The organism is Micromonospora sp. NPDC048909 (assembly GCF_040649635.1).
In the GTDB taxonomy this organism is placed as follows: domain Bacteria; phylum Actinomycetota; class Actinomycetes; order Mycobacteriales; family Micromonosporaceae; genus Micromonospora.
Map to the genome: position 1 here is coordinate 17,393 of NZ_JBEZFU010000018.1, position 21,310 is coordinate 38,702.

General features: G+C 72.6%; 20 protein-coding genes. 13 read left to right on the forward strand and 7 right to left on the reverse strand.

Going from position 1 to position 21,310, the window contains the following annotated elements:
- Positions 1-3: 3 nt before the first annotated feature.
- The 3 genes from AB0C04_RS30200 to AB0C04_RS30210 are packed head-to-tail and all read right to left on the reverse strand — an operon-like array spanning position 4 to position 1,687.
- Positions 4-375 carry a cupin domain-containing protein gene (locus AB0C04_RS30200; protein WP_357061282.1) on the reverse strand — a complete coding sequence of 124 codons (372 nt, stop codon included), beginning with the start codon at positions 373-375 and terminating at the stop codon, positions 4-6.
- 53 nt (positions 376-428) lie between these two features.
- Positions 429-839: a RidA family protein gene (locus AB0C04_RS30205; RefSeq protein WP_357061284.1), complete on the reverse strand. Its 411-nt coding sequence runs from the start codon at positions 837-839 to the stop codon at positions 429-431.
- Positions 836-1,687, reverse strand: a complete 852-nt coding sequence (locus AB0C04_RS30210; protein WP_357061287.1) for an NAD(P)-binding domain-containing protein — start codon at positions 1,685-1,687, stop codon at positions 836-838. Before AB0C04_RS30210 ends, AB0C04_RS30205 begins: the two co-directional genes overlap by 4 nt.
- 88 nt (positions 1,688-1,775) lie before the next feature.
- Between AB0C04_RS30210 and AB0C04_RS30215 the strand changes: the two genes are divergently transcribed.
- The 8 genes from AB0C04_RS30215 (at position 1,776) to AB0C04_RS30250 (ending at position 10,464) form a co-directional block, all read left to right on the forward strand.
- On the forward strand, positions 1,776-2,672 hold the full coding sequence (locus AB0C04_RS30215) for a LysR substrate-binding domain-containing protein (protein WP_357061289.1): 897 nt from the start codon (positions 1,776-1,778) through the stop codon (positions 2,670-2,672).
- Positions 2,673-2,966: 294 nt separating this feature from the next.
- A complete protein-coding gene (locus tag AB0C04_RS30220; RefSeq protein ID WP_357061291.1) occupies positions 2,967-3,521 on the forward strand; it encodes a GNAT family N-acetyltransferase in 555 nt (184 codons plus the stop codon).
- Complete coding sequence (locus AB0C04_RS30225; protein WP_357061293.1) at positions 3,518-4,048, forward strand: GNAT family N-acetyltransferase; 531 nt, start codon at positions 3,518-3,520, stop codon at positions 4,046-4,048. Before AB0C04_RS30220 ends, AB0C04_RS30225 begins: the two co-directional genes overlap by 4 nt.
- A 62-nt stretch (positions 4,049-4,110) precedes the next feature.
- Entirely contained in the window at positions 4,111-4,821 is a 711-nt protein-coding gene (locus AB0C04_RS30230) for a siderophore-interacting protein (protein WP_357061296.1), read from the forward strand.
- A 105-nt stretch (positions 4,822-4,926) separates the two neighbouring features.
- Positions 4,927-6,102: a siderophore biosynthesis protein gene (locus AB0C04_RS30235; RefSeq protein ID WP_357061298.1), complete on the forward strand. Its 1,176-nt coding sequence runs from the start codon at positions 4,927-4,929 to the stop codon at positions 6,100-6,102.
- Positions 6,099-7,727 (forward strand): IucA/IucC family protein, encoded by a 1,629-nt coding sequence (locus AB0C04_RS30240; RefSeq protein WP_357061301.1) that lies wholly within the window; start codon positions 6,099-6,101, stop codon positions 7,725-7,727. Before AB0C04_RS30235 ends, AB0C04_RS30240 begins: the two co-directional genes overlap by 4 nt.
- Positions 7,724-9,322 (forward strand): IucA/IucC family protein, encoded by a 1,599-nt coding sequence (locus AB0C04_RS30245; RefSeq protein WP_357061304.1) that lies wholly within the window; start codon positions 7,724-7,726, stop codon positions 9,320-9,322. The genes AB0C04_RS30240 and AB0C04_RS30245 overlap by 4 nt, the downstream gene beginning before the upstream one ends.
- Positions 9,319-10,464: an alanine racemase gene (locus AB0C04_RS30250; RefSeq protein WP_357061307.1), complete on the forward strand. Its 1,146-nt coding sequence runs from the start codon at positions 9,319-9,321 to the stop codon at positions 10,462-10,464. Before AB0C04_RS30245 ends, AB0C04_RS30250 begins: the two co-directional genes overlap by 4 nt.
- Before the next feature lie 23 nt (positions 10,465-10,487).
- Here AB0C04_RS30250 and AB0C04_RS30255 read toward each other — a convergent pair whose 3' ends face one another.
- Entirely contained in the window at positions 10,488-11,234 is a 747-nt protein-coding gene (locus AB0C04_RS30255) for an SDR family oxidoreductase (RefSeq protein ID WP_357061309.1), read from the reverse strand.
- A gap of 86 nt (positions 11,235-11,320) precedes the next feature.
- Between AB0C04_RS30255 and AB0C04_RS30260 the strand changes: the two genes are divergently transcribed.
- The 5 genes from AB0C04_RS30260 (at position 11,321) to AB0C04_RS30280 (ending at position 19,542) form a co-directional block, all read left to right on the forward strand.
- The gene (locus AB0C04_RS30260) at positions 11,321-11,953 is read left to right on the forward strand and encodes a TetR/AcrR family transcriptional regulator C-terminal ligand-binding domain-containing protein (RefSeq protein ID WP_357061312.1); all 633 of its coding nucleotides are present in this window, start codon (positions 11,321-11,323) and stop codon (positions 11,951-11,953) included.
- Between the two features lie 229 nt (positions 11,954-12,182).
- Positions 12,183-16,115, forward strand: coding sequence for a ThuA domain-containing protein (locus AB0C04_RS30265; protein ID WP_357061314.1), 3,933 nt, complete (start codon positions 12,183-12,185; stop codon positions 16,113-16,115).
- A 271-nt stretch (positions 16,116-16,386) separates the two neighbouring features.
- Complete coding sequence (locus tag AB0C04_RS30270; protein ID WP_357061316.1) at positions 16,387-18,444, forward strand: M6 family metalloprotease domain-containing protein; 2,058 nt, start codon at positions 16,387-16,389, stop codon at positions 18,442-18,444.
- Between the two features lie 73 nt (positions 18,445-18,517).
- Positions 18,518-18,949 carry a hypothetical protein gene (locus tag AB0C04_RS30275; protein WP_357061318.1) on the forward strand — a complete coding sequence of 144 codons (432 nt, stop codon included), beginning with the start codon at positions 18,518-18,520 and terminating at the stop codon, positions 18,947-18,949.
- Positions 18,946-19,542, forward strand: a complete 597-nt coding sequence (locus tag AB0C04_RS30280) for a TlpA disulfide reductase family protein (protein WP_357061320.1) — start codon at positions 18,946-18,948, stop codon at positions 19,540-19,542. The genes AB0C04_RS30275 and AB0C04_RS30280 overlap by 4 nt, the downstream gene beginning before the upstream one ends.
- Positions 19,543-19,573: 31 nt before the next feature.
- Here AB0C04_RS30280 and AB0C04_RS30285 read toward each other — a convergent pair whose 3' ends face one another.
- The 3 genes from AB0C04_RS30285 to AB0C04_RS30295 form a co-directional block, all read right to left on the reverse strand.
- Entirely contained in the window at positions 19,574-19,780 is a 207-nt protein-coding gene (locus AB0C04_RS30285; protein ID WP_120729441.1) for a helix-turn-helix transcriptional regulator, read from the reverse strand.
- Positions 19,780-20,214: a DUF2975 domain-containing protein gene (locus AB0C04_RS30290; RefSeq protein ID WP_357061322.1), complete on the reverse strand. Its 435-nt coding sequence runs from the start codon at positions 20,212-20,214 to the stop codon at positions 19,780-19,782. Before AB0C04_RS30290 ends, AB0C04_RS30285 begins: the two co-directional genes overlap by 1 nt.
- 107 nt (positions 20,215-20,321) lie before the next feature.
- Positions 20,322-21,284 (reverse strand): AraC family transcriptional regulator, encoded by a 963-nt coding sequence (locus tag AB0C04_RS30295; RefSeq protein WP_357061324.1) that lies wholly within the window; start codon positions 21,282-21,284, stop codon positions 20,322-20,324.
- Between the last annotated feature and the right edge of the window lie 26 nt (positions 21,285-21,310).

Consider the following 21,310-nt stretch of genomic DNA (forward strand, 5'->3'; position numbering starts at 1 on the left):
AGGCTAGTTGCTGTCATCGGGGCGGGATAGGTGCTCGGCGTCGCGCTTCGCCCGTGACCCGTAAGCCGGGCCGAACACCACCAACAGCACCAGGTCCTCGGTGACGTCGACGAAGCGGTGCTCTTCCCCCGCCGGCACGAAGATCACCGCGCCGGGCCCGACCGCGGCGTTGCCGCTCGGCGTGACGATCCGGGCCTGCCCCGCGGTGACCACGTAGATCTCGTCCTCGGTGTGCGGGCTCTGGTCGTCGACCCCGCCCGCCGGGATGCAGTACGTCCCGACCGACAGGTCCGGCACTCGCAGGTGCTCCACCCAGTCATTGGCGGCCAGGTCGGCGGGCGGACCCCACCGACCTGCGCCATCGATGATCTGCATGCCGGCAGCCTAGTGGTCGGCGTCGATGCGGGTGGTACCGCCGGCGGCCCGCGTCAACCGGTGGTCAGGGCGGCGGTCACTTCGACCTCCAGCACCGCGCCCGCCAGGAAGAGCCGACTCACCTCCACCGTGGTGCTGGCCGGCTTGACGTGCGGGAAGTACCGGTCGCGGACCTCCCCGTAGCCGGGCAGCAGGCCGAGGTCGGTCATGAACGTCCTGACGTGCAGGACGTCGGCGAACGTGGCGCCGTGCGCGGCGAGCAGACCACCTATCAGGTCGAAGATCCGTTCGGACTGCGCCCGGACGTCGCCGGGCGCCACCACGGCGCCCTGATCGTCGACGCCGACCTGGCCGGAGAGCACGAGCAGCGCACCGCCGCCCGGCAGGTCGAGGCGGGCGACATGGGAGAACCGATCGCCGAACGGAGCGTCGACGCTCGCGGGATTGTCCAGGGTCAGGGTCATGCTCGCTCCTTGCGGTGAGTGGCGGCGTCCGCGACGCGGCCGCCGGTGAGAGTGGCGATGTCGGCGCGCGGATCAGGTACGGCCGCCAGCGCCGACGCGGCGGCGCGCAGTACGGGCGCAGGCGTGTCGCCGAGCGCGTCGAGGGCGAGCGCGGCGTCCTTGGCGGCCAGGGCGGCGGCGAACGTGGCGTCCCTGGTGGTCGCTCGGGCGAGCGCGCCGCCGAGCGGCCCGGTGGCGAGAGACTCGAGTGTCCTCTGCCGGTCGACACCGACCGCCGCCGCGACCGCCAGCGCTTCCGCGACGGCCGCGACCGCCGTCACCAGGGCGGTGTTGAGGACCAGCTTCAGCGCGGCGCCGCTGCCGGGGCCCCCGCAGCGCCGGACGGTGCCGAGCAGTTCCAGTATCGGGGCGACCCGTTCGACGGCGATCTCATCGCCACCTGCCAGCACGACGAGCCGACCGTGCTCGGCGGCACCGGCGCCGCCAGCGACGGGCGCGTCCACCAGGCGCACGCCGGCCGGCAGGAACTCGGCGAGCTCAGATACGGCCCGTGGGCCGATCGTGGACATCTCGACCAGGTGGGCGTGGGGCCGCAGGACGGCCGCGGCTCCGTCGGCGCCGAAGAGCACCGCCCGCACGGCCGTCGCGTCGGTGAGCATGGTTATCACCACGTCGGCGTCCCGCACCGCCTCGGCCACCGTGGCGGCAGCCCGGGCCCCTGCCGTGACCAGTGAGTCCGTTCGGGCGGGAGTGCGGTTCCAGACCACGAGCCGCTGCCCGGTGGCCAGCAACCGGTGGCCGATCGCCGTACCCATCGTGCCCGTGCCCAGCAGTGCGATGACATCCATGATCCGAAACGCTAGGCCTCGGGCACCCATGCCACCAGCGAATGTTCTGCATCGCTGTCATGCCTCTGCGGCATGGCAGGCTGGTGCCATGGAATCGCACGCCCTGCACGTCTTCCGCACGGTCGCGGAGCTCTCCTCCATCACGGCCGCGGCCCGGACCCTGCGCTACACCCAGTCCGCGGTGTCGCGGCAGATCGCCGCGCTGGAGGCCGAGACCGGTGCACCCCTCTTCGACCGACTTCCGCGCGGCGTCGCCCTGACCGAAGAGGGCCGCTGCCTGCTCGGCCACGCCGAGGCGGTGCTCGACCGGCTCGCCGCCGCCCGGCGGGACCTGACCGCGCTCCGCGACCTGACCGCCGGCCGGCTGCGGGTCGGCGCGTTCCCCACGTCGGTCGCCGCGCTCGTTCCGCGCGCCCTGTCCGCGTTCCGCGCCGCCCACCCGCACGTGGCGCTGTCCCTGGTCGAAGGATTGACACCGGGCCTGTTGGACCGCCTCGTCGCCGGGGACGCCGACGTCGTCGTGGTGAGCGCGGCACCCGACCAGCCCCTCGACGGCGACCGGCTCGACCTGCACCACCTTCTCGACGAGGCCCTGCTGGTGGCGGTTCCCCGGACCCACCGACTGGCCCGCCGACGTACCGTCCGGCTACGCGACCTGGCCGATGACGCCTTCATCGCCGGCTCGGCCGTCGCCGAGGAAACGCTGCTGCGCGCCACCCTGCCGGCGGGCTTCCGACCGCGCATCGACATCGTGGCCGCCGAGTGGACCGGCAAGCTGGGCTGTGTCGCGGCGGGGCTCGGCGTCGCGCTGGTGCCCGCGCTGGCGGTGCGGGCCGCCCCGCCCGACCTGGCCCTGCTCCGCCTGCACCCCGACGACGCCGCGGTCCGGCGGGTCTATGCCGCCACCCCCAGGAACCGCAGCCTGCCGCCAGCCGTACAACGGTTCCTCACCCATCTCGACGAGGCGACGGCCGGTCTGGGGTGATCCTGGGCCCGACGCCGGGCCAGCCGGTGCCGCCCGGGGCGGTGGTGCAAGCTCCGAGCGGCACGAGCTCATCGGGGATCGTACGTCTGGCAGTCGGCGGCGTCCTGGCCGGGAGCCAGCCGGATCGACGGCGCGTGGCACTCCAGTTCGCCGTTGTGCCGGCAGTCTTCCTGCTCGCGAGCGGAACGTCCGGCCGGCCGGCGGACGCGTCCGTGTCGCCGGGAGACGGACCTTCTTGCCGAGGCGGGTCGTCATCTGGTTAGGTAAGCCTAACCGAACTTTGGAGAGTGCCGGATGCAGACAGCCGCCCAGGAGAGCAGCGTCGTCATCAGCGACGAGGTCGATCTGGACGCGCTGGCCGACGTCTATCGCCGGGTGCACGTCGCCGACCTGCACCTGATCGACCACAGCGCGCCCACCGTCGAGGAACGTTTGCGCTGGACGGCCGAGGCGCCCGGTTTCCAGGCCGCGGTCGGCTACGTCGGCGGCGAGCTGGTGGGCACCGTGATGGGTTGCCCGCTGCCGGCCGAGACGCTCTGGTGGCGCGGCCTCTTCTCCGCGGAGGACCCGGACCTGGCCATCGAGTGGCCGGGCCGTACCTTCGGGATCTGCGAGGCGTTCGTGCTGCCCGAGCATCGACGGCACCGCCTGGGTCTGCGGATGACGGCCGAACTGCTGGCCCGACGACCGGAGGAGCGAGTCTCGCTCGCGGTCGCCGAGACCAACACCCGGGTCTGGCGGTCGTTGCAGGGCCTGAGGTTCCGGCACGTCGGCGACCTGGAGCCGTACCCCGGCTGGCGCTCGCACCGGATGCTGGTCCGGTCGCTGCCACTACAGGCCTCCCGGTGAGCGCCTACACCGAGGAGCTTCCCGGCCTCGGACGCTTCGCCCTGGTCCCGCTCGACCCGACCGAACACCTCGACACCGTGTACGTCTGGGTCACCCAGCCCCGCGCCGAGTTCTGGGGCATGACCGGCTACACCCGTGACGAGGTCCGCGAGGTCTACGAGTTCGTCGACGGGCTCACCACCCACCACGCCTACCTGATGCTGCTCGACGAGGTGCCGGCGGGCATCTTCCAGACCTACGAGCCCGCGGCCGATCCGATCGGTGAGTTCTATCCGGTGCGGGACGGCGACTTCGGCATCCACCTGTTCATGGCACCGGCCGCGCGGGAGATCCCCGGCTTCACCGGGGCGATCGCCGGCGCGCTGACCCGGTTCGTCTTCCAGGAGCCGGGCCGGCGTCGAATCGTGGTGGAACCGGACGCCCGCAACGAACGCGCACTGCGCCGGTGGAAGCGGCTCGGGTTCACCTTCGGTGCGGTGGTGCAGACCCCGCAGAAGCCGGCGCAGCTCGCGTTCCTCGAACGCTGAACTGTTGAGCAGTCCGGCACCCGGCATCGCCGGCTGGATCAACTTACCTACCTGGAGGGTGCGTGAAGCGGAACTGGGAGGGCCTGGTGCTCAAGGCCATGGGAGGCCGGGACTTCCGGTTGACCGTGCTGGGCACGGAGTCGGTCGACGGGCACTATCAGCGGCTGCTCGTGGACGGCGGCGGTCTGCTGGAGGCGTGCGGGGTGCACCCGACGATGTGGGTGCGACTGTGGTTCGACAACGACGGCCGGGCCCACCAGCGTGCGTACACACTGGTCGATCCCGACCCGGCCACCGGCCGGTTCAGCCTCGAGTTCGCCCTGCACGACGGCTGCGCCGCCCGCTGGGCCACCGCGGCGCGGGCCGGCGACACCATCGACGCGACGCTGCAGGGCAGCGCGTTCCGCCTTCCCGACCCCGCACCCGAGCACCTCTACCTGATCGGCGACGCCTCCGCCCTGCCCGCGGTGAACAGCCTGCTCGACGCGGGCGCCGACATTCCGGCGACGGTCTGGCTGGAGTACGCCCACGAGGGCGAGCAGGTGCTCGCCCCGCGCGCCCGGGCGCACCACGACGTCACCTGGGTGCCTCGTCGCGATGCCGGCGAGCACCTGGTCGAGACCGTCCGCGCCGCCCTGCCCGCCAGCGACACCGCCCACTACTGGGTGGCCGGCGAGGCGGCCAACACCCGCAGCATCTCCCGGCACATCCGCCGTACTCTGGGCGTCGGCAAGCACCAGCTCACCAGTCTCGGCTACTGGAGAGCCACGTGAACCGACGCCCCGGGCCCCGGACCGCGCTGCCGGCGGCCACGGAGGTCGCTCTTGTCAGGTTGATCCACCGGATCGCGGACGGTCAGTCCCGTCGACGGAGGTGAGATGCGGCTGTACCTCACCGCGCTCAATCCCACCGACGCCGTCCTGGAGGGATTCCTGCCGGCGGCGGCCACACTCGGCCTGTCGGTCACCGTGCTGACCGACCGCCCCGACCAGTGGCCGGCCGGCGTGCCGGTCAGCGGATGCGCGGTCCGCGACCCGGCGGCGGTGCTCGCGGCGACGGCACCGGGCCGACCGGCGGCGTTGTTCTCCAACAGCGACCACCTCCAGGAGGCGACCGCGCTCGCCGCGCGGAGGCTCGGCCTGCCCGCGAAGGATCCCGGCGCGGCCCGGCGCTGCAAGGACAAGGCCGCGGCCCGCCAGGAGGTCGCGGCCGCCGGTCTCGACCGGGTCCGCGCCGTCGTGGTCGACCCCGGTACGACACCGGCGGTGCCGGACGAGATGTTTCCGGCGGTCGTCAAACCCCGCGACGGCGTGGCGAGCGAGGACGTCTACCTGGTCACCGACCAACGCGAGCTGACCGCGCGGATCACCGAGATCCGCCACCGCCGGCCGGACGTCGCGCTGATGGTCGAGGAGTACCTCGCGGGCGAGTTGCGCACCCACGAGACCCTCGGCGACGCGACGACGCGGGCCGTCCTCGGTGGCTGGCGTACCGGTCTCGGCCCGCCACCGACCTTCACCGAGGTCAGCCTCGACTGGTCGCCGCCGCAGGAGCGGGTCAACGCCCAGGTAAGGGCGCAGCTGGACGCGCTCGGCGTCGGCTTCGGCGCGTGCCACACCGAGTACGTCGTGCAGGACGGCCGGGTCCGACTGATCGAGGTGAACTACCGGCTGATCGGCGACCGGATGGACCTGATCCTCGCCGAACTGCTCGGCGTACCGCTGTTCGAGCACGTCATCCGGCTGCACCTCGGCGAACCGCTGACCGCGCTGGAGCTGCCCGCCCCCGCCACGAACAACCGGTACGCCCGGGTCGAGTACGTCTGCGCGGACCGGCCCGGTCGGCTGGTCGCGGCCCCCGACCGGCTGGACGCGGTCCACGACGGCGTCCACCTGTCCTGCCGACCGCTGCGCGAGATCGGGCGCAGTGCCGACCGGACCGGGACCAACCGCGACTACCTGGCCGTGCTGCACGCCATCGGCCCCGATGAGAGCAGCGTCCGCGCGGCGCTGGCCGCCTTCCGGGACGACCTCCGCTGGACCATCGCCGGATGACCGACGACGCCGAGCGGGAACTGTTCGCCAGAGTCCTCGACGCCCTGCTGCGCGAGGACCATCTCGGGCTGCTCAGCCGCGGCCGGCCGGCCGGCGCCGACCGGTGGGAGGTCCCGTACGCCGGCGGGCTGCTGCGGATGCCCGTCCGCAGGGACGGCTTTCAGCAGAGCTTCCGTGTCGCCGAGCCGAGGCTGCACGTCGTCGGCGCGGCAGCGGCCGTGCGTCAGGTCGACACCGTGGAGGGTCTGCTCACGCTGCTCGCGCCGTCCGCCGACCCGGAGGCGGAGGCGGGGTGGCAGACCTTCGCCGCCGAGTGCCGGGCGGATCTGCGGGCCCGCCACCTCGCCGCCCGGGCCCGCCCCCGGGTGTACGCCTCGGTCGCCGCCGAACGGGCCGTCACCCGCACCGGCATGCCGGCGGCGCTGCTCGACGACGTGCTCGCCGCGCACGCCGGGCACCCCGTCTATCCCACCGACCGCTGCCGCCACGGCCTCGGCGACGACGAACTGCTCCGCTACGCGCCCGAACACGCGCCCCGCTTCCCGTTGCGCTGGCACGCCGTTCCCGCCGACACGGTGCGGCTCACCGGTGAACTGCCGTCATGGTGGCCACGGGCGGAACGGACCGATCAGCCGCTGATGCCGGTGCACCCGCTCACCGCCGCGCGCGACGCGCTGCCGGTGGCGGACCAGCCGGTGATCGCCGTGCGGCCCACCCTCTCCATGCGGACGGTGGCGCTCGAGCACGACCCGTACACCCACCTGAAGCTGCCGCTGCCCACGGCGACCCTCGGCGTCCGCAACCGGCGGACGCTGCATCCGGACACGCTCGCCGACGGAGCGGCAGTTGCCGGGCTGCTCGACCGGATCGCCGCAGCGGAACCGGCCTTCGCCGGCCGGATCCGGCACGCCGACGAGGGCACCTACGCGCACGTCGGCGGCGACGAGCGACTGAGTTTCCTGCTGCGCCGATTCCCGCGCGACCTGGCCGGTGCGCAGGTGGTGCCGGTGGCGGCCCTCGCCGCGACCGACCCCGTGGCGGGCACCGTCGCCGAGCGGATCACCGACGGCAGGCCCGGAGCGCTGATCGGGTCCTATCTGGACCTGCTGCTCGACTGGCACGTCTGCCTCTGGTTGCGGTACGGAGTCGCCCTCGAGGCACATCCGCAGAACATCCACCTGCTGGTCCACCCGGACCGGTCGGTGGGTCTGCTCTACAAGGACAACGACGGCGCCCGCCTGGACCCCCGACACCGCGGGCCCGGTGGGCTCGCGCTGAGCGACGAGCGGATGTGGGCGCACGATCCGCAGGAACTCGCCGACGTGTTCGTCACGATCAGCCTGCACCTGGCCGCGGCGGCGCCCCTGCTCGCCCTCGCCGCCCGAGGGGTGCGCGTGCCGTCGCCGGCCGCGGCGTTGGCGCCTCGGCTGGCCGCGGCTCGCGACCGGTGGGGCACCGGGCCGGCGGCGCGCCTGCTCACCGAGCGGGTGCTGGACGCCGCCCGGCTGCCGATCAAGGCGATGCTCACGGCCGGCACCCTCCTGCCCAAACAGCGACTGGGCTGCGCCGACGTGAACAAGTACTACCGGCGCACCGGACCGAACTACCTGCGGGAGACGTCATGACGTGCACCGGGTTGCGCTCCCGGCCGGGCCCCGACACCGACCGGCTCGCGGACCTCGCCGCGGCCCACGCCGTCTTCGGCTGCCTGCTGCGCGAGGTCGCCCTGCCCGACGGCGACGCGACCGTGACGGGCCGGGCGGTGCGCCTGCGGCTGCGGCACCTCGACGTGACACTGCGCTGCGCCCTCGGGCGGAGCTCACCGCTCGGTGCGCACCGCTACACCGGGCCGGTGCAGCGGTTGGCCGCCGGCGACCAGTGGGAGGATCTCGACGCGGCGCAGCTGGCCGAGCAGGTCGCGGCGGAGCTCACCGCCCGCACCGGCCTGGTGAACGACGAGTTCGTCGGGCAGATCCGGGCCAGCCGGGACACGGTGGCGCGGCTACTGGCCGGGCGGCCGGCGCAGGACCCCAGCCCGACCGGCGACGCGGCCGTCGACGCCTACGTGGACTCCGAGCAGTCACTGCTCTTCGGGCATCCGCACCACCCCGCCCCGAAGTGGCGCAGCGGGGATCCGGACGGCTGGCGGGCGTACGCGCCGGAGCTGCGCACCGCTTTCCGGCTGCACTGGCTCGCGATCCCGGACGAGCGGGTGGCCGGCGCCGGGCCGTTCGATTCGCTCATCGAGGCCCTCGACCCGCCGCGGGCACCCTCCGGACACCGGGTGCTGCCGGTGCATCCCTGGCAGCTGTCGCTGGTCCCGCCGGTGCATCCGTGGGCACTGCAGCTGGGCCCGGCCGGCGTCCCGGTGCGGCCGACGGCCAGCGTCCGCACCCTCTACGCCCCGGTGGCCGACCTGTTCGTCAAGACCAGCCTCCATGTGCGGATCACCAACTGCCTGCGCAAGAACGCGCGGTACGAGCTCACCGGAGCGGTGGCCCTCACCGGGCTGCTCAGCGCCGTGCCGCTGCCGGCCGGGGTCGCGCTGCTCACCGAGCCCGCCTACCGCACGGTCGACGTGCCCGGCGCGGACGAGGCGTACGGAACGATCCTGCGGACCGGCCTGCGCCCGCACCTGCGCCCCGGCGAGACCCCGCTGTTGGCGGCCGCGCTGGCCGCCGCGCCGCTCGCGGTGCCGGACCCGGTGGCCTGGTGGCGCGCGTACGTCGGACTGTTGGTGCCGGCGGTGCTGCGCTGCTGGCTCCGCCACGGCGTCGTGTACGAGGCGCACCTGCAGAACGTGGTCGTGCTGCTCGACCGCGCCCGCCGGCCGGTGCGGATGCTGCTGCGCGACCTGGAGGGGGTGAAGCTGGACGCCGACCGGTTGACCACCTGGCCGGACGGTGTTCCACCGCAGGCCCGCTACCGCGCTGCGGACGCCCGACACCGGATCGTCTACTGCCTGTTCGTCAACCACCTGGCCGGTATCTGCGGGGCGCTCGCCGACGCCCGGCCGGGCATCGAGCCGCGCCTGTGGCAGGAACTACGCGAGGTCGTCGCGGCCGTGGCCGCCGACCTGGACGACCCGCCCGAGCTGCGTCAGCTGCTGCGCGGGGAACCGCTGGTGGCCAAGGCGAACCTGCTGGTCCGGTGGCGGCGTGATCCCGACCGTGCCGCGCCGTTCGTGCCGGTGCCCAACCCGATCGGCGGGCTCCGGTGACCGGACCGGTCTACGTCCACGACCTCGACGGGCTCGCCGCGCACGCCCGGTCCATCCGGTCGGCGTTGCCGCGCCGGGTCGAGCTGCTCTACGCCGTCAAGGCGAACCCGGACGCCGACGTGCTGCGGACCCTGGCCCCAGCCGTCGACGGGTTCGAGACCGCCAGCCGCGGGGAGCTGCGCAGACTGGCCGAGGTGCTGCCCGGCCGGGCGTCGGCCGCGTACGCCGGACCGGGCAAGACCGACGAGGACCTCGTCGCGGCGCTGGCCGCCGGCGTGCACCGCATCCACGTCGAGTCGCCGACCGAGCTGCGGCGCCTCGGCGCGCTGGCCCTCGCCGCGGGCACCACGGCCCAGGTGCTGCTCCGGGTGAACCTGCCGGTCGCCGCGCCCGGGGCGAGCCTGGTCATGGGTGGCGGGCCGAGCCCGTTCGGCATGGACCCGGCCGACGCGGTGCGCTGCGCCCGGCGCCCGCCCGCCGGCGTCGAGGTGCGGGGGGTGCACGCACACCTGGCCAGCGGCCTCGACGCCCCACTGGCCGGGGAGGTCGCCGCCGAGGTGGTGCGCTGGTCGGTCGGGCGGCTCGACGCGGCCGAGGTCGACGTCGGCGGCGGCATGGCGGTGGACTACCGGGACCCGGCGGCCCGGTTCGACTGGGCCGGTTACGGCCGGGCGCTGGCCGCCATCCTCGGGGCGTACCCCGGGTTGCGGCTGCGGATCGAGCCGGGCCGGTCGGTCACCGCCTACTGCGGGTCGTACCTGACCGAGGTCATCGACGTGAAGCGGTCGCACGGCGAGTGGTTCGTGGTGGTGGCGGGCGGTACGCATCACCTGCGCACGCCCGCGGCGAAGGGGCATCCGCAGCCGTTCACCGTGCACCGGCGACCGGGAAGCGCCGGTCCGCGCACCGACGGCGGTCCGGTCACCGTCGTGGGGCAACTGTGCACCCCCAAGGACGTGCTGTCCCGCTCGGCCGACGCAGGGCCGGTCGGCGTGGGAGACGTGCTGGTCTTCGCCATGGCCGGCGCGTACGCCTGGAACATCAGCCACCGCGACTTCCTGCTGCACGACCCGCCGCAGTTCCGCCTCGGTGATCCGCACCGGGTGGCCGCCGAGTGGACGGCCCGACCGGTGCCGGATTGACCTTTCCGCGGGGGACGGGCGGGTCAGATCGCCCCACCGTTGGCGAACAGCACCTGGCCGTTGACCCAGCGGCCGGGTCCGGCGAGGAACGCCACCACCTCGGCGATCTCCTCGGGGGTGCCGATGCGCTCCATCGGCGGCTCGGCCGCGATCCGAGCCAGGGTCTGCTCGTCCTTGCCGTCGAGGAAGAGGGCGGTCCCGGTCGGGCCGGGGGCCACCGCGTTCACCGTCACGTCCCGGCCGCGCAGCTCGCGGGCGAGGATCAGGGTGATCGCGGAGACCGCGCCCTTGCTCGCCGCGTACGCCGCGTAGCCGGGGCGGGCGAAGCGCATGAGCGAGCTGGAGAAGTTGATGATCGCCCCGCCCCGGCGCACCCGACGGGCGGCCTGCTGGTCGACGGCGAAGGTGCCCCGCACGTTCACCCGCAGGAGCCGGTCGAGCTGGTCCAGGTCGAGATCGGCGATCGGGCTCAACGCCATCGCCCCGGCCGCGTTGACCACCACGTCGATCCCGCCGAACTCGCGCTCGGCGGCGTCGAAGAGGTCGGCCACCGCGACCTCGTCGGCGACGTCGGCCCGTACCGCGATGGCCTGGCCGCCCGCCGAGCGGACCTCGGCGACCGCCGCGTCCGCCTCGGCCTGGTTGCCCACGTAGTTCACGACGACGGCGTATCCGTCGGCCGCCAGCCGCTGGACCACCTGCCGTCCGATGCCCCGGGATCCGCCGGTGACGATCGCAACCCGGGTTCCGCTGGCCGAGGTGCTGCTCATGGGATGTCTCCTTCGGCTCTGCTCATGTGTACGCTCTGTCCATATAAACAAAATGAAGACACCGTGTCCATATAATTGGAGGGACCGTGCCCCAGCTCACTCCCGGCGCCGACCCGCCGCCTCGCCGTGGGCGAGGCCGGCGCCCGGCCGACCAGGTTCGGGCCGAGATCCTCGCCGCCGCCGGCAATCTCCTGCTGGCCGAGGGCATGGCCGGCTTCACCATCGAGAAGGTCGCGGCTCTGGCGGGCGCCAGCCGCATGACGATCTACAAGTGGTGGCCCTCCAAGGGCGCGCTCGCCCTGGACGGTTACTTCTCCGTCGTCGCCCACACGCTGGCCTTCCCCGACACCGGCGATGTCGTCGCCGACCTGACCAGCCAGCTCGTCGCCTTCGTCCGCCTCATGACCGACACCCCGGCCGGGCGGGTCATCAGCCAGCTCGTCGCCCAGGCGCAGACCGATCCCGAACTCGGCGTCGCCTACCGTGAGCGTTACTCGGCGCCGCGTCGCGCCCTCGGCGTCGAAGCCCTCACCAGGGCGATGGCCCGAGGGCAGTTGCGCGCCGACTTCGACCCCGAGGTCGTCGTCGACCAACTCTGGGGAGCCTGCTACCACCGGCTGCTCATTCCCGACCAACCCCTCACCGAGGACTTCGCCCGGGCCCTGGTCGACAACCTCGTGCGCGGCCTGCGTGCCGAGATCGGGGCCCGAAAACCGTAATTTGATCTCCGCTCGGCCGTCGGCTCTGAGCTGCGGAGATAACGCTCTCACGGATGGTGGGAGAGTCCTTGACGGGCTCGTGATCCAGCCGTAACGATGTATTTACATGTCTTCGCGTTCGCGGTGGCGACGGTGCCTCCGGGCGAGGCGTGGGCATGCCGGCACCACCTCCTGCACACCACCAGGCGTGATCGGCGCACGCCGTCCCCGCACCGCGAAAGGACCCACCGTGCGCAGATCCCTGAGATCGTGGCTCGGCGCCGTGCTGAGCGCGATCCTCGTGATGGGCGGCATAGTCGCCACGCCACCCGCGGCGAGCGCCGCACCGTTCACCGTGCTGGTGTTCAGCAAGACCGCCGGCTTCCGGCACGGATCCATCGCCCCGGGCATCGCCGCCATCCAGCAACTCGGCGCCGCCAACGGGTTCACCGTCGAGACCACCGAGGACTCGGCCCAGTTCACCGACGCCAACCTGGACCGGTTCGCCGCGGTGATCTGGCTGTCCACCACCGGCGACGTCCTCAACGCCGCCCAGCAGGCCGCCTTCGAGCGCTACATCCAGGGCGGCGGCGGATACGTGGGCGTGCACGCCGCCGCCGACACCGAGTACGACTGGCCCTGGTACGGCGGGCTGGTCGGGGCGTACTTCGCCTCGCACCCGGCCGACCAGACCGCCACCATCAAGGTCGCCGACCAGGTGCACCCCTCCACCGAGACCCTGCCGCAGCGGTGGACCCGGCTGGACGAGTGGTACAACTACCGCACCAACCCCCGGGGCAACGCGCACGTGCTGGCCACCCTGGACGAGAGCAGCTACACCGGCGGAAGCATGGGCGCCGACCACCCGATCTCCTGGTGCCAGAACTACTCCGGCGGTCGGTCCTGGTACACCGGCCTCGGGCACACCGATGCCTCGTACACCGAGGCGAACTTCCGTCAGCACCTCCTCGGCGGCATCAGAAGCGCGGCCGGCGCGGTCGACGCGGACTGCGGCCCCACCGTCACCAGCAACTTCCAGCAGGTCGAGCTGGCCAAGGGCGCGGCCGAGACCGGTGAGCCGATGAGCCTCACCGTGCTGCCGGACCGGGGTGTGCTGCACACCTCGCGTAACGGCGTGATCCGGCACACCGACGCGGCCGGCAACACCAAGGTCGCCGCCACCCTGCCGGTCTACACCGGCGACGAGGAGGGCCTGCAGGGCATCAAGGCCGACCCGAACTTCGCCACCAACCGCTGGGTGTACGCGTACTACGCGCCCCCGCTGAGCACCCCCGGTGGCGGCGCGCCGGCCACCGGCACGCCGGCCGACTTCGCCGTCTGGGACGGCGTCAACCGCTTGTCCCGGTTCACCGTGAACGCCGACAACACCCTCAACCTGGCCAGCGAAACGCTGGTCCTGAACGTACCGACCAGTCGGGGCATGTGCTGCCACGTCGGCGGCGACATGGACTTCGACGCGGCGGGCAACCTGTACCTGTCCACCGGCGACGACACCAACCCGTTCGACTCGGCCGGGTTCACCCCGATCGACGAGCGGGCCGGCCGCAACCCGGCCTTCGACGCCCAGCGCACCTCGGCGAACAGCAACGACCTGCGCGGCAAGGTGCTCCGGATCAAGCCGAGCGCGGCCGGCGGCTACACCATTCCGGCCGGCAACATGTTCGCCCCGGGCACCGCGCGGACCCGCCCGGAGATCTACGCGATGGGCTTCCGCAACCCGTTCCGGATGAGCGTCGACAAGGCCACCGGCATCGTCTACCTCGGCGACTACGGTCCCGACGCGGGCACCGCCGACCCGAACCGGGGACCCGCGGGCAACGTGGAGTTCGCCCGCATCGACCGGCCCGGCTTCTACGGCTGGCCGTACTGCACCGCCCGCAACGACGCCTACAACGACTACACCTTCCCGTCCGGCCCGTCCGGGCCGAAGTTCGACTGCGCCAACGGGCCGGTGAACAACTCGCCCAACAACACCGGCATCACCCAGCTGCCGCCGGCCATCCCGGCGTGGCTGCCGTACGGCGGTTCCGGCTCCCCGCCGGAGTTCACCGGCGGCGGCCTGTCCCCGATGGGCGGCCCGGTCTACCGGTACGACCCGAACAACACCTCGGACGTGGCGTTCCCGGAGTACTACGACGGGACCTACTTCGCCGGTGAGTTCGGTCGCCGCTGGATCAAGAACATCAAGCTCGACCCGGCCGGCCAGCCGTTGAAGATCAACCCGTTCCCGTGGACCGGCACCCAGGTCATGGACATGGAGTTCGGGCCGGACGGCGCGCTCTACGTGCTCGACTACGGCACCGGCTGGTTCAACGGCGACGCCAACTCGGCGCTGTACCGGATCGAGTACGCCCGCGAGGGCCGAGCGCCACGCGCGGTAGTCTCGGCCACCCCGACCAGCGGCGTCGCGCCGCTGACCGTGGCGTTCTCCTCGGCCGGCACCCTCGACCCGGACGGTGACCCGTTCACCTACGCCTGGGACTTCGACAACAACGGCACCACCGACTCGACCGCGGCGAACCCGAGCTTCACCTACACCACCAACGGGACCCGCAGCCCGACCCTGACGGTGCGGGACAGCACCGGCAAGACCGCCACCGCCAGCGTGGTCGTCACGGTGGGCAACAGCGCCCCGGTGGTCACCGTGAACACCCCGTTGAACGGGCAGACCTTCAACTTCGGCGACGCGGTGCCGTTCACCGTGACCGTCACCGACGCCCAGGACGGTGCCGTCAACTGTGCCCGGGTGAAGGTGAACTACGTCCTCGGCCACGACTCGCACGGCCACCAGCTGGGCAGCGTGCAGGGCTGCTCCGGGGTCATCCAGACCTCGGCCGACGGCGAGCACGACACCGCGGCGAACATCTTCGGCATCATCGACGCCGAGTACACCGACCTCGGCGGTGGCGGCCAGCCGCCACTGACCACGCACACCCAGGCCGTGCTCCAGCCCCGGGTGCGCCAGGCCGAGCACTTCGGCGACTCGTCCGGCGTGCAGATCGTCGCCGGGGCAGCCGGGCACGGCGGCGCCGCCGTCGGCTACATCGACAACAACGACTGGATCTCGTTCCGTCCGTACAACCTGACCGGCGTCCAGTCGTTCAGCGCCCGGGTCGGCGCTCCGGCCGGCGGCGGCGGCACACTGGAGCTGCGGGTCGATTCGCCCACCGGGCCGCTGGTCGGTTCGGCCACCGTCGTACCCACCGGCGGGTACGCCAACTTCGCCACGGTCACCGGCGGGGTCACCGCCCCGACCGGCACCCGGACCCTCTTCCTGGTCTTCAAGGGCAGCGGCCCGTGGTTCGACATCGACGAGTTCACCCTCGCGACCACCCCCGGCGGCCCGGGTCCGGACCCGGACCCACCGACCGGGAACCTGGCCCAGGGCAAGCCCGCCCGGGCGTCCAGCTTCGAGGGTGCGTTCGTCGCGGCGAACGCCTTCGACGGCGCGCCCGGCACCCGCTGGGGCAGCGCGTTCAGCGATCCCCAGTGGATCGATGTGGACCTGGGCGCCACGTACAACATCAACCGGGTCAAGCTCACCTGGGAGGCGGCGTACGGCAGCGGTTACCAGATCCAGACCTCGCCGGACGGGGTCAACTTCACTCCGATCCGGACGGTGACCGGCGGCGACGGCGGTGTGGACGACCTGACCGGGCTCACCGGCACCGGTAGGTATGTCCGGCTCACCGGCACCACCCGCGGCACCGCCTGGGGCTACTCGCTCTTCGAGTTCGAGGTCTACGGCGGCACCGGCGGCCCGACCGGCCCGGGTACGAACCTGTTGCTGAACAAGCCGACGTTGACCTCCAGCAACGAGGGAGCCGACGTCGCCGGCGCCCAGGCGGTCGACGGCAGCCTCACCACTCGCTGGTCGAGCGCGTTCTCCGACCCGCAGTGGATCCGGGTCGACCTCGGCAGCCCGACCGCGATCGGCCGGGTCAAGCTGAGCTGGGAGGCGGCGTACAGCAGCGCGTACATCATCCAGACGTCGAACGACGGCACCACCTGGAGCAACGTGAAGACGGTGACCGGGGCCGACGGCGGCGTGGACGAGCACGCCGCCCTCGGCGCCAACGGTCGCTACCTACGGATCTACGGCACGGCCCGGGGCACCCCGTGGGGCCACTCGCTCTGGGAGTTGGAGGCGTACGGCAGCTGAACCACCACCGAGAACGTGGCCGGCACGGGCCCACCCGTGCCGGCCACGGCCGTCCTCGGCCGCGACACCGGCGACGCCCCGACCGGACCTCGGAGCGGGCGAGTGTCCTGCACGTGTCGGAAGTGGTGCCGGTCTATCTGCCGACATCTGCACAGTGACCGCGTGACGGGCCGGCTCCTAGATTCATGATCGGGCGTGATCATGCGGACGGTGAGCGCTGCCGGCCTCGATCGGCGCGCCCTCACCAGCCCTCGACCTGAGAGGTGACCCGATGCACCTTCTGCCCACCAGGCGCGCGGCGTGGCGTTCGGTGCTGGCCGCCGCGGTCGCGACCGTCCTGGTCGCGGCCGGCGCCACGCAGCCGGCCACCGCCGCACCGGGCGGCCCACCGGACGGGCCCGCCCCGTTCCAGGTGCTCGACCCGCAGAACTGGCAGAACCCGGACACGATGACCTGGGACGACTACGTCCCCGTCCCCAACAGGAACTGGGCCGACCCCACCGTGCGCGGGTCGGTCCGCAACTTCAAAATCGCGCTGGTCACCCTGGACTACCCGGACCAGCCGTTCGTCATCACCCAGCCGGCCGGCTCCACGGTCTTCGGCAACCCGCAGGCCAGCGCGGCCAACGTGCCGCGGGACGGGGTGGCGCCGTTCTACACGGACTTCCTCAACAAGCCCGGCGGCCTGAACCGGGGACACACCCTGCACGAGTACTGGATGCAGGACTCCAACGGCCGCTACGGCGTGGACCTCAACGGCTTCGGCCCGTACGAGATGCCCGCGAAGTCCTACCAGTACGGCATCGACAACGGCTTCAACCCCGGCGCCTGCCCGTCGGGGGACACGTGCGCGAAGAACATCCGTACCGACGGGCTGGGCGCCTGGCGCGCGGCGGTCGGCGAGGAGGTGGCCAACAGCTTCGAGCTGGTCTTCATCCTCTCCGCCGGTCAGGACGAGTCCTCCACCTGGCAGGAGTTCGGCCAGATGATGTTCCAGACCAAGGAGGACGTGCCGGACGCGTGGGGCCCGCCGGACCCGGCGCTGCCCAACTACGCGAAGACCCGCTACGTCGACTGGACCTCCTGGAAGGCGGCGGCCACCATCTGGCCGAACGCGGGCGGTGGCTCGTCGACCCAGGCGGAGAGCTCCGGCATGGGCGTGTACGCCCACGAGCTGAGCCACCTGCTGAGCATCGGGGACAACTACAACAACCCGTACGGCACCCCGCTGCGGCGCGCGTACACCGGCATCTGGAGCATGATGTCGCGGGGCTCCTTCAACGGGCCGGGCGGCCCGCACACCCGCTGGCAGATCCCCCCGGTCAACGGCGGCTCGATGGGGTCGCTGCACACCCTGCGGGACAAGATGAAGATCGGTCTGGTCGGTGAGGAGCACGTGCTCCGCCTGTCGCGGGAGGCGCTGGCCTCCTCCGGCCTGGTCGTCGCCGACGTCACCGCCCGCGCGGTCGACGCCGGTCAGGGCGGGCTGACCGGCCTCAACATCGCCATGGACCAGGACCGCTCCCCGTCCTGCACCGTCACCACCGACCCGCTCTGCGATGGCGGCCGGTTCAACAACTACACCCTCGAGGTCGTCGACCGGATGGGCGCCGACTCGTTCACCCCGGACAACGGCGTGCTGATCAGCAAGACCAAGAACACCGACAGCGCTCCGTTCCAGTGGGTCGTCGACGCCAACCCGCAGGACATCGACATGGTGGACTTCTACCAGCCGAACGGCACCCCGCAGAAGATCACCATGGGCGACTACCGGCAGCTCTCCGACGCGCTGTTCCACGCCGGCGCCAACTCCGGCAGCGAGTACGAGTACGTGGACGAGGCCAACCGGCTGCACTTCTACGTGCTCAACCTCCGGCGGGACGGCAACGGGGTGCTGTCGTACACGGTGGCGGTCCGCTCGCTGGACGGCGCCGGCCCGAGCGCGCACGGCGTGAAGCTCTCCAAGGGCAAGCTGGTCACCCGGGGCAAGCCGAGCGGCAAGGGCGCGACCTGCGCCTTCGACCTGACCAACACGGGCAGGTACGTCGCGGGCGAGCAGCCGCACCCGGAGGACGCCGCCGCGTACCTGAAGTCCGACGTGTACCGGCTCTCGGCGAGCGTCGCCGGCAGGGGCTGGCGGGTGGAGCTGCCGAACGCGCTGGCCACGGCCGAGTTCGGCGAGAAGGCCCCGGTCAGCGTCTCGGTGGGCGCCGACGCCAGGGCGAGCGCGACCACCCTGGTGACGCTCACCGCCACCTCGGTGAGCGACCCCGGCAAGACCGTGACCAGCCAGTGCCGGGTCGAACGACCGCGCGCACTGCTCGGCTGATCCGCGGCGCGGCCCGGGTGGTGGCTGTTCGGACAGCCACCACCCGGGCCACCCCCGACGACCTGGAGGACAGATGCGGCGCCTGCTCGCAGCGCTGTGGCTATCGTCGTTGCTCACCGGCGCGCTGGCGGCCTGTGGAGACGCCGAGGAGGCCCGCTCGGCGATGACCGTGCGGGTGCTCGTGCGGGACATCAACATCCGGCAGGAGGGCGTGGAGTGCGCCGGCACCGGCCCGTACACCCACTTTCACAATCGGGCGCCGTTCCAGGTGATCGACTCCGGCGGGCGGACGCTCGCCGAGGGCGCGCTGCCGCCGGGCACCTCGGTGGCGACGTTCGAGGAGGACCTGGAGGTGGCGCGCGTGCCGACGTACTGCGAGTTCGCCGTGCCGGTCGATGTGGCCGCGCGGGACGCCTACCGGCTGGTCGTCGACGGGCAGCCACCGATCGCCCTCACCGCCAACGACAGCGAGGGGCCGGCGCTCGTCGCGGTGGTGCCGTCATGACCCGCCGCGCCCGGTGCCTGGCCGCCGCCGTGCTGGCGCTGGTCACGGCGATCGCCTCGACCGCCTGCTCGGCCGGCGACGACCCGTCGGGGCGGCCGCAGCCGGTCGCCGGTGGGGCCGCCGTACTGCCCGGCCCGGTGCCGGCGGGACTGGCGCTGCGTCCGGCCCCGCCCGGGGCGCCCGGCGCGCCCGCCGCCAGCGGCGCGCTCACCGACGGCAGCAGCGTCGCCTTCGCCGACCTGTGGGCCACCCGCCCGGTCGTGCTGGTCTTCTTCAGCTCCTGGTGCACCGTCTGCGCGCAGCGACAGGACACGCTGAGCGAGCTGGCCCGTGCCCACCGGGACAGGGTGGTGTTCGTGGGAGTGGCCACCGAGGACAAGGCGCCGGACGTGCAGCGGTACCTGCGGGAGCACCGGGTGGAGTACCCGGTCGTCCTCGACGACGACGGCGCGATCTGGCGGGCGTACGCGGTCCGCGAGCCCCCGGCCGTGGTGGTGGTCGCCAAGGGCGGCGCACTGCTGCGGGGCTGGCCGGGCGGGGTGGACGCGGCGACCCTCGACGGCAAGCTGCGCGAGCTGGTGTTGGCCTCGTAACCGGCCCCGGGCCCGCCGGGGCGCGGCTGGTTCACTCGTCGACCCACTCGAGCAGGTCGCCGGGCTGGCAGTCGAGCACCCGGCACATGGCTTCCAGGGTGCTGAAGCGGACGGCCTTGGCGCGGCCGTTCTTCAGCACGGCGATGTTCGCCGGCGTGAGCCCGACCCGCTCGGCGAACTCACCCACGCTCATCTTGCGTTTGGCCAACTCGACGTCGATGCGCACCACGATCGGCATCAGATCACCGCTTCCATGTCGGTCCGCAGGGTGGTGGCCTGCCGCAGCAGTGCCCGCATCACCACCATGAGGAGCCCCAGCACGGCGACCCCGACCAATGTCAGGAACAGCAGGAGTGGCAGCCCCGGGTCGTCGGCGTTGACACCGATGTAGAGGAACACGCCCAGGAGCACCACCCACGCGGCGGCGATGGCCCACACGATCGCGTCCACCCACGCCAACGAGGCCTGGGTGAAGATGCGGTCGTTCTTGACCAGGGTGAGCAGCTTCCAGGTGGCGACGATCACCACCTGGACGCACAGCACCCAGAAGACCGACACGGCCGTCGCCGGCCACCTCAGGTACGCGTGCTCCGGATCCTGCTCGGCCATGTACGCGAACTGCCCGGGCAGCGAGAGGGTCTGGAACACGACCAGGATCCCGAAGAGCAGCACCAGGAACACTCTGAGTGGGGCTACCGCCCGATTTTCTGTGACCATGTATCGAGTTTCGCTCGTCACCTATCGAATGTCAATAGATTCGGCTCCGCCCGGAGAACCCGTCAGCGACGCAGGGTGGCCGACGGTGGTTCGCCGAAGCGGGCCCGGTACTCGCCGGCGAAGCGGCCCAGGTGGGCGAAGCCGTGCGCGAGGGCGACGGCCGTAACGGAAGCGCCGGCCTCGGCCGTGCGCAGCGTCCGGTGCACCGCGTCGAGCCGGCACGCGCGCAGGTACGCCGTCGGCGTCGTCGCCAGCTCCCGGCGGAAGCAGTCCTGCAGCGTCCGGACACTGACCTGCAGGGCCTCCGCCACGTCCCCGACCGTCAGGGCCTCGGCGTGGTGGTCCTGGATCAGGGCGCAGGCCCGCCGCACCAGCCGCCCGGGTGCCGGGTGCCGCGCCGGCGCGGCGAGCAGACCGGTCCAAGTGTGCTGGTGGGTCAGCAGCAGCTTGCCGATCAGGGCCTGGACGAGACGGTCGGCGACCAGGGGATGGTCCAGCAGCGACCCGCCCGCCGGCCGCGCCAGCTCGGTGGCGAGGAAGTCCACCGCGCGCGCCCACGCCACGGCGGCGGGAGTGCCCATGGCCATACCGGGGTCGAAGCGGACCGGACCGTCCGCGGGTCGGCCCAGCAGCCGGGCGAGTTCCCGGTCCAGGGCGCGCTGCTCGGCGTAGAAGATCCGGTGCGGCGACCCCTCGGCCCAGTGCATGTCCGAGGCGTCGTAGGGGGAGAGGACGGAGGCCGTCTCGGGAGTGGAGGTCACGGTCTGCCCGGCGTGCCGGACGACCGCGCCGCCCCCGAGCGGGATCTGCACGAGATAGAAGGACTCCAGCGGGCCGGGCTGAATGCGTACGGCCCGCCCGTAGTCGAGGTCGACCACGCCGACGCCGGCCACCCGGTGCGCGGTCATCCGCAGGCGGACCTCGCGTACGCCCGACTGCGGCGTGAGCCGGTGGGGGCAGAAGACGCGGCCCACCTCGCTGCGGGCGTGCTCGATGTCGTTCGTCCGGACCGTCACGGCGTCCACCGGCACCTCCCGACCCCGCTGGGCTG